This is a genomic window from Phenylobacterium sp., assembly GCF_046463815.1.
Classification (GTDB): domain Bacteria; phylum Pseudomonadota; class Alphaproteobacteria; order Caulobacterales; family Caulobacteraceae; genus Phenylobacterium.
In genome coordinates this window covers 79,937-92,788 of the sequence record NZ_JBKBRO010000008.1, presented here as the reverse complement: position 1 = coordinate 92,788, position 12,852 = coordinate 79,937, and the positions used below count along the sequence as shown (strand labels likewise).

The window sequence follows — 12,852 nt, the reverse complement described above, 5'->3', positions numbered from 1 at the left end:
TGCGCCGCGGCCCTCCGGCCCGGCGGTCGTCGTGGCGCAGGCTCAGACCGGCTCGGGCCGGCGGCGGCGCACCCTGGCCAGGCGGCGGAGCCGGCGCCAGAAGCGGGTTTTCTGGGGCTCGGGGTAGGGCTGGAGGTTGCGCACGAAATCCTCGGCGCAGGCGCGCCACGAGAAGGTCTCGGCGAAGGCGCGGACCTTGCGGCGGTCGAGCTCGAGCGCGTCGAGGCAGGCCTCGCGCAGGCCCTCGGTGGCGCTGCGTGCGAGCACGCCGGCCTCCGAACCCGGGATCAGGTCGATGGGGCCGGGCGCCGGATAGGCGGCCACCGGCGTGCCCGAGGCCATGGCCTCCAGGATGACCAGGCCGAAGGTGTCGGTGAGCGAGGGGAAGACGAAGACGTCGGCGCAGGCGTAGTGGGCGGCGAGCTCCGCGCCCGACTTCGGCCCCTTGAAGACCGCCTTGGGATACTTGGCCTTCAGCTCCTCGAGCTGCGGCCCCGGGCCCACGACCACCTTGGTCCCCGGCAGATCGAGGCCCAGGAAGGCCTCGATGTTCTTCTCCACGGCCACGCGGCCCACGTAGAGGAAGACCGGCCGGGCCAGGCCTTCGAACACGTCGGGCTCGCCCTCGCGGCGCGGATGGAAGGCCTCGGTGTCGACACCCCGCGACCAGGCCGAGATGTTGCGGAAGCCGTGGCGCGTGAGCTCGTCGCGCATCGTGGGGGTGGCCACCATCAGCCGTCCCGACGGCTTGTGGAACCACTTCATGTACGCATAGCCGGCGGCCAGCGGCAGCGGCAGGCGGGCCGAAATATATTCCGGGAACCGCGTGTGGTAGCTGGTGGTGAAGGGCAGCTTCCATTCCACGCAGATGCGCCGGGCGGCGAGGCCGATGGGCCCTTCGGTGGCGATGTGGACGGCCTCGGGCTCGAAGGCCTTGAAGCGCTCCTGCACCGGCTCGTAGACGCCGATCGCCACCTTGATCTCGGAATAGGTGGGCAGCGGGAAGGTCTTGAACTGGCCGGGATGGATCACCTCGACCGTATGGCCCATGTCGCGCAGCTCCTGGACCACGCGGGTGAGCGTGCGGACCACGCCGTTGACCTGCGGCTCCCAGGCGTCGGTGGCGAGCAGGATGCGCATGGGCCGCTGGGCGTCGCGCGGGGCGGTGATCGCCTCTCGCAGGCGCCGGTCGGAGGGCCGGAGCGGCCGGGCGCGGTCCTCGGGCTGGCCCATGGCCTGGCCCTGCATCCAGGCCCAGAATGCGCCCAGCAGGGCCTCCTTGGTCGGGAAGTGCCGGTAGACGGTGCGTTCGCCCACGCCGGCCGCCTTGGCGATCTCGGCGAAGCTGAGGTCTTCGAGGGAACGGGTCTCGAGCTGGGCGCCCACCGCGCGCAGGATCAGCTCACGCGTCTCCTCCCGCTGGCGGTCGCGCTGGCTGGGCGAGGGAGGCGTCATGACAGGCGCACTGTCATGAGTTGAGCGGCCAAGTCAACGCCACGGAAACGACCGGGAGGCTCAGGCGGCGAGCGGCTCGGCGAGGCCCGGCGCGTGCGTCCGCGCCGTCCGGTCGATCACCGACCAGGACCGCAGCCGGGCCCATTCGAGGATCTCCAGCCGGCCGTCCATGTGTTCGACGAGGGCCGTGCAGCTCTCGACCCAGTCGCCGTCGTTGACATAGGCCACGCCGTCGATGTCGCGCATCTCGGCCTTGTGGATGTGGCCGCAGATCACCCCGTCGACGCCGCGCCGACGGGCCTCGGCGGCCACGGCGGCTTCGTAGTTCTCGATGAACTGTAGCGCGTTCTTCACCTTGGTCTTCAGGAAGGCCGAGAAGCTCCAGTAGCCGAAACCCAACTGGCGGCGGACGCGGTTCATCAGGGTGTTGGCGGCCAGGATGGCGCGGTAGCTCCAGTCGCCCACGAAGGCCAGCCAGCGGGCGTGCTGGACGATGCCGTCGAACTCGTCGCCGTGGGTCACGAGGAAGCGGCGGCCGTCGGCCGTCTCATGGATGGCGTCGCGGGCCACCACCACGCCGCCGAAGTGGACGCCGCAGAAGTCGCGGATCCGGTCGTCGTGGTTGCCGGGGATGTAGGTGACGGTCACGCCCTTGCGGGCCATGCGCAGGAACTTCTGGACCACGTCGTTATGGGCCTGGGGCCAGTACCAGCCGGTCTTCATCTTCCAGCCGTCGACGATGTCGCCCACCAGGTAGAGCCGGTCGCACTCCATGTGGCGGATGAAGTCGAGAAGCAGCTCGGCCTGGCACCCGCGGGTGCCCAGGTGAATGTCGGAAAGGAACACGCTGCGGTAACGGCGAAGTGCGGGTTCGGTCACTTGGAGCCCTTTGCGCCCGGCAATCTGCCCAGCGCCTAGGCTGATTGCATGTCAGTAACGTGAAACCCCTTGAACCTCTGGCGTCGCCTTCCCTTGTCCTGTTAGGGACAGATGCAAGAGCAGACCCTCCCCAGGTCGCCGAATATTGGGTCCGATGGACGCCCGAACCTATCCCGCCAAGGCGACGCCCAAGTCGCAGCGGACCCGTGCGCGCATACTCGACGCCGCCATGCGGCTGTTCGCCGAGATCGGCTATCACGCCGCCACCAACGCGGTGATCGCCGACGCCGCCGGCCTGACCCGCGGCGCCATGCTGTACCACTTCGCCACGCGCGAGGAGCTGGTGGAGGCGGCCATCGCCCACATCGAGCTGAACCGCGCGCGCCTGCTGGAACAGGCCGCCGCCGCCCCGCCGCCGCCCGGCATGGACGCCTCGGAACACGCGATCGACGCCTACTGGTCGCTGCTGCACGAGGTCCCGTTCGTCGCCTTCGCCGAGCTGGAGGCCGCCGCCAGGACCGACCCCATGCTGCGCGAGCGGCTGGCCACCGCCCAGAGCGCCTTCGACCACGCCCAGGTGGGCGGCGACCGCTTCGGGGCCATGGTGCAGGCCGGCGCGGACCCGCGCTTCCAGACCAGCCGCGACCTCGGCCGCTTCCTGCTGGAGGGCCTGGCGCGCGGCGCCATGACCTACGACACGGACGCCCGCCGCGAGCGGCTGATCGCCGTCGTCAAGCGGGCGGTGCGGATGCTGAACCGAAAGGGCGACAAGCAGGAGCTCTGGAGCGAGTAGGCTTCAGGCCTCGCCGGTTGCTTCCATCGCGACCTCCAGGAACCGCTTCAGCGTGGGCGTCAGATCGTCGCGGCGCCAGACGAGGCCGGTTTCCAGCGAGGGGACCTCGCCCGCGAGTTCCACGTAGCGCACGCCCGTGCGGGCGAGATTGCGCAGCGAGGCGGGCACGAGGGCCAGGCCCATCTCGGCCGAGACCAGGCTGATGATGGTCTGCATCTGAATGGCTTCCTGGACGATCCGCGCCCCGCCGCCGTGCATCGTGAAGTACCCCGTGATCAGGTCGTGGAAGGCCGGCGCGGCGCGCTTGGGGAAGATGATCAGCGGCGCCTGCACGGCGACGGCCGGGTTCAGGCGGCCCCCTTCCAGCGGCAGGCGGCCGTCCGCGATCCACGCCTCGGGCACGGCCGCCACCAGCGGCTCGGACAGCAGGCGGCGGTAGCTGAGGGCGGCGGGCAGGGCGCCGCCGGCCGGCGGGATGACGAGCCCCGCGTGGCCCTCGCCCTCCAGCAGGGCGGCGATCTGCACCTCGCTGGTGGCCTCGCTCAGCGCGATCTCCACGCCGGGATGCAGGGCGGCGTAGCGCCGCACCAGCGCCGGCAGGACGCTGTAGTCGGCGGTGCTGACGAACGACAGCTCCAGGCGGCCCGTCTCGCCGTCGCGCAGGCGCTGGGCGACGCCGGGCAGGGCGGCCAGGTCTCCCAGCACCGCGCGGACGTGGACCAGCCACTGGCGGCCGAAGGGGGTGAGCGCCACGCTGCGCTTGGTGCGCACGAACAGCGGCGCGCCCAGTTCCCGCTCCAGCGCCATGATCGACTGGCTGAGCGGCGGCTGGGTCATGCCCAGCCGTTCGGCCGCCCGGCCGAAGTGCAGGGTCTCGGCCACCGCCGCGAAGTGCCGAAGCTGGCGCACGTCCATGATTAATATCTACCGCGACTTAAAATAGCGTCAAAAGTATATTTCTGGCCATGAGCCGACGGCGTTATGCGGAATGCGGATCATCCGAGGACTCCGCCCATGCCCGCCTACCGCTCCCGCACCTCGACCCACGGCCGCAACATGGCCGGCGCGCGCGGCCTGTGGCGCGCCACCGGCATGAAGGACGCCGACTTCGGCAAGCCGATCATCGCGGTGGTGAACTCCTTCACCCAGTTCGTGCCGGGCCACGTGCACCTGAAGGACCTGGGCCAGCTCGTCGCCCGCGAGATCGAGGCGGCCGGCGGGGTGGCGAAGGAGTTCAACACCATCGCCGTGGACGATGGCATCGCCATGGGCCACGACGGCATGCTCTACAGCCTGCCCTCGCGCGAGCTGATCGCCGACAGCGTGGAGTACATGGTGAACGCGCACTGCGCCGACGCCATGGTCTGCATCTCGAACTGCGACAAGATCACGCCCGGCATGCTGATGGCGGCCATGCGGCTGAACATCCCCTCGGTCTTCGTCTCGGGCGGGCCGATGGAGGCCGGCAAGGTGGTGCTGAAGGGCAAGGAGGTCGCCCTCGACCTGATCGACGCCATGGTCGCCGCCGCCGACGAGAAGGTCTCGGACGAGGAGGTGAAGGCCATCGAGCGCTCCGCCTGCCCGACCTGCGGCTCGTGCTCGGGCATGTTCACGGCCAATTCCATGAACTGCCTGACGGAGGCCCTGGGCCTGTCGCTGCCCGGCAACGGCTCGGTGCTGGCCACCCACGCCGACCGCGAGCGCCTGTTCGTGGAGGCCGGCCGGCTGATCGTCGACATCACCCGCCGATACTACGAACAGGGCGACGAAAGCGTCCTGCCGCGCTCGGTGGCCAGCTTCGAGGCGTTCGAGAACGCCATGAGCCTGGACATCGCCATGGGCGGCTCGACCAACACGGTGCTGCACCTGCTGGCCGCCGCCGCCGAGGGCGGGGTTCCCTTCACCATGGACGACATCGACCGGCTGTCCCGGCGCGTGCCATGCCTGTGCAAGGTCGCCCCGGCCAAGAGCGACGTGCACATGGAGGACGTCCACCGGGCGGGCGGCATCATGGCCATCCTGGGCGAGCTGGACCGCGCGGGCCTGCTGAACGCCGACACGCCCACGGTCCATACCGCGACGCTGGGCGAGGCCATCGCCCGCTGGGACATCCGCCAGACCAACAGCGAGGCGGTGGCGACCTTCTACAAGGCCGCGCCGGGCGGCGTGCCGACCCAGACCGCCTTCAGCCAGTCCCGCCGCTGGGACGACCTGGACCTCGATCGGGAGGGCGGCGTCATCCGCGACGCCGAGCACGCCTTCTCGAAGGACGGCGGCCTGGCGGTGCTGAGCGGCAACATCGCGCTCGACGGCTGCATCGTGAAGACGGCGGGGGTGGACGACTCCATCCTGGTCTTCGAGGGGCCCGCCAAGGTCTACGAGAGCCAGGACGCGGCGGTCTCGGCCATCCTGACCGGCAAGGTCGTGGCCGGCGACGTGGTGGTGATCCGCTATGAGGGCCCGCGCGGCGGCCCGGGGATGCAGGAGATGCTGTATCCGACCAGCTACCTGAAATCGAAGGGCCTGGGGAAGGCCTGCGCCCTCATCACCGACGGCCGGTTCTCGGGAGGAACCTCGGGGCTCTCCATCGGCCACGTCTCGCCGGAAGCCGCCGAGGGCGGGCTGATCGCCCTCGTCGAGGACGGCGACCTCATCCGGATCAATATTCCGGCCCGCAGCATCGAACTCGCCGTGCCGCAGGCCGAGCTGGACCGCCGTCACGCCGTCCAGGCGGCCAAGGGCTTCAAGCCGGCGGAGCCGCGCCCTCGCAAGGTCTCGCCGGCGCTCACGGCCTATGCGGCCTTCACCACCAGCGCCGCCCGCGGCGCGGTGCGGGTCGTGCCGGACGCCTGAGCCGGAACGCTGACCAACGAAAAGGGCCCCGCGGTCGCCCGCGGGGCCCTCGTCATTCTAGGCCGGGGTCAGCGGCCGCCGGAGGGTTTCGCCGGCGCCGGCTGCTGGGCCGTCTGGGAGTCCCGGCGACGCGGAGCGAACATCTTCTGCACCGCCGCCAGCTCCTCCCGGTCGATGGCGCCGTTGGCGTTCTGGTCGATCCGCTCGAAGTTGGCCGCCAGCCGCTGGCCGATCTGGCCCTTCAGCTCGGCCTTCTGCAGCTTGCCGTCCAGATCGTCGTCCAGCATCCCCAGCATGCGGGTCTGGTTCATCAGCTCGTCGTAGTTGACCGGATTGGAGGCGGTCTCGTCCACCCACCGGTAGCGCACGTTGGTGAAGAACATCTCCTCCCACGACTGGTCGCCCCAGTAGACTTCCTTGGTCGGGTCGGGATTGGCCGGGTTGCGCTTGGAGTTGTCGTACCAGTAGTGCGCCACGAGCCGGGAGCCGGCCGGAACCGGGATCGGCTTCTCGAAGACGTAGTCCCGCTGCCAGTTGAAGTCATACCGGGGCAGCGAGAGGATCAGTTCCTTCTTCCCGTCGGGGTAGTGCAGCCACAGGTCCGAGGCGTAGCCGCGGTAGTGCGCGTGCGGGAAGGCCGAATAGAGCAGCGCCTCCTTCGGGAACTCGAGGTAGGCCACCTCCTTGTGGCGCGCCTCGCCCGGCGGGATGACGATGGTGTTGTCGATCACCACGGCGCCGCGCATCACCAGGCCCGGCTTCTCGTTGTCCTTGTAGAAATAGATGCCGAGCTTGGACTTGTCGGTCACTTCCTTGCCGAAGGGCGTGTAGTGGGCCTGGATGCCGATGGCCCCGCCGGGCGGCAGGTAGGTGCCGACATTGGTCGGCCACAGCACCGATTCCGAGCCCACGGCGTAGCCGCCCACGGACGAGCCCCACTTGCTCTCGACCGCCGGGCCGTCGGGGATCTCCTTCAGGTAGCCGGTCAGGAAGTGGTGCACCGCCTGGCGCTGGTCGACCTTGAAGGTCGAGGCCTTGATCCACTTGCCTTCCTTCAGCGGGTTGACGATGTGCGGCCGCTGGTAGTCCACCACGCCCGAGGCGGGGATGGTGTAGGCGGGCACGTCGAGGATCAGGTCCGGCGTGCCCAGAGGCCACTCGGGCGCCTCATGCTTGGCGATGGCCAGCGGGTCGGGCCCGTCGCCGCGCGGCGCGCCGGCCTCGATCCAGTGGACCAGGGTCTTGATCTCGGCCTTGGTGAGGCTCTTGTCGTCCTCGAACTTGCCGACGTGCGGGTCGGCGTTCCAGGGCGGCATGCGATCCGTGCGGATGACCTCGCGGATCATCGGCGAGAAGCCCTTCACCATCTCGTAGCTGGTCATCGAGAAGGGCCCGATCGAGCCCGGCTGGTGGCAGCTCACGCACTTGGCTTCCAGGATCGGTGCGACGTCCTTGGCGTAGGAAATCTGCGCGTGCTGAGCGCGCCTAGCCCGCTCGGGGAAGTCGATCAGGCAGCCAGGGCTCGGCTTGGCCGCCGCCAGGGCGGGGCGGCCCGCGATCACCGCGTCGATGGCGTCGGCCGCCCAGGTATGGGTCGCCTTGGCCTTCTGCGTCCCGTAGTCGAAGCGGTCGTCCAGCGGACCGCGGTAGGCGACCTTCCAGGTCTTCGGATCGATGACGTAGAACTCGCCCGTGCGGGTGACCCCGAGCTGCTCGCCCACGAGCTGGTTGGAATCCAGCAGCACGGGGACGCCAAAGTCGAACTCCTCGGCTTCCTTGGCGATGGCCTCGCGGCTGTCCTGCAGGGCCGAGTTGAGCATCAGGAACTCGACACCCTGGGCCTCGTACTTCGCCTTCAGTTCCCGTACGGCGGGCGCCAGGCTGCGCGAGATCGGGCAACCGTTGGCCTGGGTGATGATGACGATCGCCTTGGCGTCGGCCAGCCGGTAGAGCTCGTGGCCCATCAGCGTCTGGTCGGCGAGCATGAAGTTGTCGACGGTGGCCGGGGCCGGCGCGCTGGCGGTTTCCATCGCCGCGGCCGCCGAGCCGCTGGCCAGCGCGCTGGGCGCGCCGTTGTCGCTGGCGCAGCCATAGAGCAGGCTCGCGCCCGCCAGCAGGCCAAGCACGGAAATGCGTGCCGTCGTCATACCCAAATCTCCTCCCCTGGCCGTCGCCGCTTAAGCGGCGTTGGGTCCACCCGAATTCATAGGTTCGGTATGATAGCTGAGCAGAACCACGTTGCACGAATATTTCTGAACAGCGTTCAGGGAAGCCGGCCCACTTACGCTCCAGGGGTAATGGATGGCCGGACGGGCGAGGCAAGAAGGGCCGCCGCCTCCTTTCGGAGCCGGGAGCGAAGGACCTCCTGACCCCTTGCCCACGCGAAAATATTGCGCGGCCCGGCTGGCGGCCCGGCAAGTCTTGTCCAGCGGGGGCGGCTTGGGCCATGGTCGCGCCCTGAGATCCTGGGGGGACACGCCATGAGTTTCGTCACGCGCCGCAAGCCGATCGAGCCGCAGGCCGGCGGCCAGGGCCTGAAGCGCACGCTGAGCTGGCCGCACCTGGTGGCCCTCGGCGTCGGCGCCATCATCGGCACAGGCATCTACACGCTGATCGGGGTCGGCGCGGGCCAGGCGGGCCCGGCGGTGATCCTGTCGTTCGCCATCGCCGGCGCGGTCTGCGCCTTCGCCGCCCTCTGCTACGCCGAGATGGCCACGCTGATGCCCCAGGCGGGCTCGGCCTATGCCTATTCGTACGCCGGCATGGGCGAACTGGTGGGCTGGATCATCGGCTGGAGCCTGATCCTCGAATACACCGTGGTCTGCTCGACGGTTGCGGTGGGCTGGTCGGGCTACGCCCAGGGGTTCCTGGTGAGCCGCGGCTGGGGCCTGCCCGAGGCGCTGGCGGCGGGCCCGTGGGGCGAACCCGCCGGGTTCATCAACCTGCCGGCCGTGTTCATCACCCTCGCCGTCACCGGCATGCTGCTGATCGGCACGCGCGAGAGCGCGACGGTCAACTTCTACCTCGTGATCTTCAAGGTCGTGGCGCTGGCCGCCTTCGTGGGCCTGGCCCTGCCCGCCTTCGATCCCGCCAATTTCCAGCCCTTCATGCCCTACGGCTTCAGCGCCCACGAGGACGGCGAGGGGATCAAGCGCGGCGTGATGGCCGCGGCGGCGGTGATCTTCTTCGCCTTCTACGGCTTCGACGCCATCTCGACGGCGGCCGAGGAGGCCAAGAACCCCGGCCGGGACCTGACCATCGGCATCGTGGGCTCGATGCTGGCCTGCGCGGCCATCTATATGCTGGTGGCGGCCGCCGCGCTGGGCGCCTCGCCCTTCGCGGTGTTCGCCAAGAGCGGCGAGCCGCTGGCCTTCATCCTGCGGGAGCTGGGTCATCCGCTGGTCGCCGTGCTGATCGCGGCGGCGGCGGTCATCGCCCTGCCGACGGTCATCATGGCCTTCATGTACGGCCAGAGCCGGGTGTTCTTCGCCATGTCGCGCGACGGCCTGCTGCCCACCGGCCTTTCGGCGGTCAACAGGCGCGGCGTGCCGGCGGCGGTGACGGTGCTGACCGGCGTCTGCGCCGCGGCCATGGCGGGCTTCCTGCCGCTGCGCTTCATCGCCGAGGTGGCTAACGCCGGCACCCTGGCGGCCTTCATCGCCACCGCCATCGCCATGATGGTCCTGCGTCGCCAGCGCCCGGACCTGCCGCGGCCGTTCCGCACGCCGCTCTGGTGGGCCGTGGGGCCGCTGGCCGTGGCCGGCTGCCTCTACCTGTTCTCGAGCCTGGCGGCCGCAACCCAGGTGATGTTCTTCGTCTGGAACGGCGTGGGCCTGATCGTCTACCTGGCCTACGGGCGGGCGAAGAGCCGGCTGGCCGCCGCCTGACGGCTACTCCGAGGGTTCGCCGGGCGGCCGCTCGGCGAGCTCGCGCAGGTAGCGGCCGTACTCGCTCTTGGCCTGAAGGTCGGCGACGCGGATCAGGTCCTCGCGCCCGATCCAGCCCTGTTGGTAGGCGATCTCCTCCAGGCAGCCGATGCGCAGGCCCTGGCGCTGCTCGAAGGTGCGGATCAGCTCGCCGGCCTGGATCAGGCTGTCGTGGGTGCCTGCGTCCTCCCAGGCGAAGCCCCGGCCCAGCAGCTCGACGTGCAGCTCGCCGGCCTCGAGATAGATCTGGTTCAGCGAGGTGATCTCCAGTTCGCCGCGCGCCGAGCGCGTCAGGGTCTTGGCGAACTCGCTGGCCCGGCCGTCGTAGAAGTAGAGGCCCGTGACGGCGAAGTTGGACTTCGGGACCTTGGGCTTCTCCTCGATGGAGAGCGCCCGGTTGTCGGGGGAGAGCTCCACCACGCCGTAGCGCTCGGGATCGTGCACCGGATAGCCGAACACGGTGGCCCCGCTCTGGCGGCCATGGGCGCGGCTGAGCATCGCCCTGAAGTTCTGGCCGAAGAAGATGTTGTCGCCCAGGATCATCACGCTGGGCTCGCCGCCCACGAACTCCTCGCCCAGAAGATAGGCCTCGGCGAGGCCGCCGGGTGTGGGCTGGACCACGTATTCGAAGCGGACGCCCAGGTGGCTGCCATCGCCCAGCAGGCGCTTGAACGCGGGTTGGTCCTCGGGCGTGGTGATGATCAGGATCTCGCGCACGCCGGCCAGCATCAGGACCGACAGCGGATAGTAGATCATCGGCTTGTCGTAGACCGGCAGCAGCTGCTTGGAGACCGCCAGGGTCAGGGGATGCAGCCGGGTGCCCGAGCCCCCGGCCAGGATGATGCCGCGCCTCATGCCGGGTTCGTCTCCTGCTCGGCCTTGAGTTCGGCCAGGATGTCGGCGAGCGCCGCTCGCCAGGGACGGGGCGCGACCCCGAAGACGGCCTCGGTGGCCGAGGTGTCGAGCACGCCGCGGGCCGGACGGGTCGCCGGCGAGGGCCGATCGGCGGTCGCGATGGCCCCGACCTCGGGCGCCTGGTCGCCCAGCGCCAGTTCGAAGACGCCCTGGGCGAAGCCGCGCCAGCTCGTCTCCCCCGCGTTGGCGAAGTGATGGACCCCGAAGACCGGATCGCCGGCCCGCGCGTCGGCCAGACGCCCGGCCTGTGACAGCACGAAGCCGGCCAGGTCGGCGGCCGAGGTGGGGCGGCCGAACTGGTCGTCCACGACGCGGATCGGACCCCCCTCGCCGGCCAGCCGCAGCATGGTCTTCACGAAGTTCCTGCCGTGCGCCGAGACCACCCAGGAGGTCCGGATGACCAGGGCCCGGGGACAGGCGTCCAGCACCCGGCGCTCGCCCTCCAGCTTGGTCTCGCCGTAGGCGTTCAGAGGATGGGTGGCGTCGCCGGGCAGGTAGGCCTGGGCCTTGGTCCCGTCGAAGACATAGTCGGTGGAGAAGTGGACGAGAGCCGCGCCGCACGAGGCGCAGGCCCGCGCGATCGCCCCCGGCGCCTCGGCGTTCACCCGGCGCGCCAACACCGTCTCGGTTTCGGCCAGGTCCACGGCGGTGTAGGCGGCGGCGAGGATCACCAGCTCGGGGCGGTGCTCGGCCACCTTGCGGGCCGCCCGCTCGGGATCGGCGAGATCGGCCTCGGCGCGCGACAGCGCCGTCAGCGCCACGTCGTGGGCGGGCGCCTGGCGGATCAGTTCACGAGAGACCTGGCCGGTCGTCCCGAACTGCAGGACGCGAACGCTCACGCCTTCACCAGGCCCTGGTCCACGAGGCCTAGGCGTTCGGAGTGGAAGCCGCGCTCGCGGATGCGCTCGACCCAGCCGTAGTTGTCCACGTACCAGCGGACGGTTTCCGCGAGTCCCTGCTCCAGGGTCACCGAAGGCTTCCAGCCCAGCTCGCGCTCGAGCTTGGAGCAGTCGATGGCGTAGCGGAAATCGTGGGCCGGGCGGTCCTTCACGAATTCGATCTTGTCGGCGTGGGCGGTGTTGGCGGGGGCCACCTTGTCGAGCTCGGCGCAGATCATCCGCACCACCTCGATGTTGCGGCGGTCGGCGTCGCCGCCGATGCAGTAGGTCTCGTTCAGCCGGCCCTTTGCGAGGACCAGCAGCAGGGCCTCGGCGTGGTCGTCCACGTGCAGCCAGTCGCGCACCTGCCGGCCGTCGCCGTAGACCGGGATCGACTTGCCCTCCAGCGCCCGGGTGATGACCGTCGGGATCAGCTTCTCGGGGAATTGGAAGGGGCCGTAGTTGTTCGAGCAGTTGGTGATCACCACCGGCAGGCCATAGGTGCGGCCCCAGGCGCGGACCAGGTGGTCGGCCGAGGCCTTGGACGCCGAATAGGGCGAGGTGGGATCGTAGGGGGTCTCCTCGGTGAACTCGCCGTCCTCGCCCAGCGCGCCGAACACCTCGTCGGTCGAGACGTGATGGAAGCGGAAGGCGTCCTTCTTCGGCGCCTCCAACTTCGCCCAGTAGGCCCGGGCGGCCTCCAGCATCACGGCCGTGCCCATGACGTTGGTGCGCACGAAGTCGAGCGGCCCCTCGACCGAGCGGTCCACGTGGCTCTCGGCGGCCAGGTGCATCACCGCGTCGGGCTTGTGGTGGGCGAAGATCGCCTCGACCCGCAGGCGGTCGCAGATGTCGGCTTCCTCGAAGGCGTAGGCGGGGCTGCCGGCGACGGCTTCGACGTTCTCGAGGTTGGCGGAGTAGGCGAGCACGTCGAGGTTGACGACCTCGTGGCCCTGCCGGATCGCCCGGCGGACCACCGCCGACCCGATGAAGCCGGCCCCGCCCGTGATGAGAATCTTCATGCGACCTTTCGCGCTTGCCGGCGGCGCCCCTGCCGCCCGACTGCTCCACCCCTAGCCTCCCGCCCTCTTACAACGAAACGTGGTGGGCTCAACCCCGCCCGGCGCCGGACGCACCCGCCGCGTGCTTGCCG

10 protein-coding genes and 1 pseudogene are annotated in these 12,852 nt (G+C 69.9%); 3 read left to right on the top strand and 8 right to left on the bottom strand.

The annotated features are described in order from the left end of the window. Window positions 1–42: 42 nt before the first annotated feature. The 3 genes and pseudogenes from ACK4TT_RS07060 to ACK4TT_RS07050 form a co-directional block, all read right to left on the bottom strand. Window positions 43–1,140: a glycosyltransferase family 4 protein gene (locus ACK4TT_RS07060; protein ID WP_409637657.1), complete on the bottom strand. Its 1,098-nt coding sequence runs from the start codon at window positions 1,138–1,140 to the stop codon at window positions 43–45. Between the two features lie 132 nt (window positions 1,141–1,272). Beyond that, window positions 1,273–1,455: pseudogene (locus tag ACK4TT_RS07055) on the bottom strand (TetR/AcrR family transcriptional regulator); the annotation flags it as partial. 60 nt (window positions 1,456–1,515) lie between these two features. Further along, window positions 1,516–2,334 carry a UDP-2,3-diacylglucosamine diphosphatase gene (locus ACK4TT_RS07050; protein ID WP_409637405.1) on the bottom strand — a complete coding sequence of 273 codons (819 nt, stop codon included), beginning with the start codon at window positions 2,332–2,334 and terminating at the stop codon, window positions 1,516–1,518. A gap of 154 nt (window positions 2,335–2,488) precedes the next feature. On the opposite strand from ACK4TT_RS07050, the gene ACK4TT_RS07045 reads away from it, so the two are divergent. Further along, window positions 2,489–3,127 carry a TetR/AcrR family transcriptional regulator gene (locus ACK4TT_RS07045; protein ID WP_409637408.1) on the top strand — a complete coding sequence of 213 codons (639 nt, stop codon included), beginning with the start codon at window positions 2,489–2,491 and terminating at the stop codon, window positions 3,125–3,127. Window positions 3,128–3,130: 3 nt separating this feature from the next. Here ACK4TT_RS07045 and ACK4TT_RS07040 read toward each other — a convergent pair whose 3' ends face one another. Beyond that, the gene (locus ACK4TT_RS07040; RefSeq protein WP_409637411.1) at window positions 3,131–4,042 is read right to left on the bottom strand and encodes a LysR substrate-binding domain-containing protein; all 912 of its coding nucleotides are present in this window, start codon (window positions 4,040–4,042) and stop codon (window positions 3,131–3,133) included. Window positions 4,043–4,141: 99 nt separating this feature from the next. Here ACK4TT_RS07040 and ilvD point away from each other — a divergent pair, with 99 nt between their 5' ends. Further along, window positions 4,142–5,980 (top strand): dihydroxy-acid dehydratase, encoded by a 1,839-nt coding sequence (gene ilvD / locus ACK4TT_RS07035; protein ID WP_410212692.1) that lies wholly within the window; start codon window positions 4,142–4,144, stop codon window positions 5,978–5,980. A 68-nt stretch (window positions 5,981–6,048) separates the two neighbouring features. On the opposite strand, the gene ACK4TT_RS07030 is transcribed toward ilvD, so the two are convergent. Then, a complete protein-coding gene (locus tag ACK4TT_RS07030) occupies window positions 6,049–8,127 on the bottom strand; it encodes a redoxin family protein (RefSeq protein WP_410212691.1) in 2,079 nt (692 codons plus the stop codon). A gap of 333 nt (window positions 8,128–8,460) precedes the next feature. On the opposite strand from ACK4TT_RS07030, the gene ACK4TT_RS07025 reads away from it, so the two are divergent. Next, window positions 8,461–9,867 carry an amino acid permease gene (locus ACK4TT_RS07025; protein ID WP_410212690.1) on the top strand — a complete coding sequence of 469 codons (1,407 nt, stop codon included), beginning with the start codon at window positions 8,461–8,463 and terminating at the stop codon, window positions 9,865–9,867. A gap of 3 nt (window positions 9,868–9,870) precedes the next feature. Here ACK4TT_RS07025 and rfbA read toward each other — a convergent pair whose 3' ends face one another. From rfbA to rfbB, 3 genes are read right to left on the bottom strand one after another with little or no spacing between them, the layout of a single operon-like run. Then, window positions 9,871–10,761, bottom strand: coding sequence for a glucose-1-phosphate thymidylyltransferase RfbA (rfbA, locus tag ACK4TT_RS07020; protein WP_409637422.1), 891 nt, complete (start codon window positions 10,759–10,761; stop codon window positions 9,871–9,873). Further along, a complete protein-coding gene (gene rfbD / locus ACK4TT_RS07015; protein WP_410212689.1) occupies window positions 10,758–11,660 on the bottom strand; it encodes a dTDP-4-dehydrorhamnose reductase in 903 nt (300 codons plus the stop codon). The genes rfbA and rfbD overlap by 4 nt, the downstream gene beginning before the upstream one ends. Next, complete coding sequence (rfbB, locus tag ACK4TT_RS07010) at window positions 11,657–12,721, bottom strand: dTDP-glucose 4,6-dehydratase (protein ID WP_409637428.1); 1,065 nt, start codon at window positions 12,719–12,721, stop codon at window positions 11,657–11,659. The genes rfbD and rfbB overlap by 4 nt, the downstream gene beginning before the upstream one ends. Window positions 12,722–12,852 lie beyond the last annotated feature (131 nt).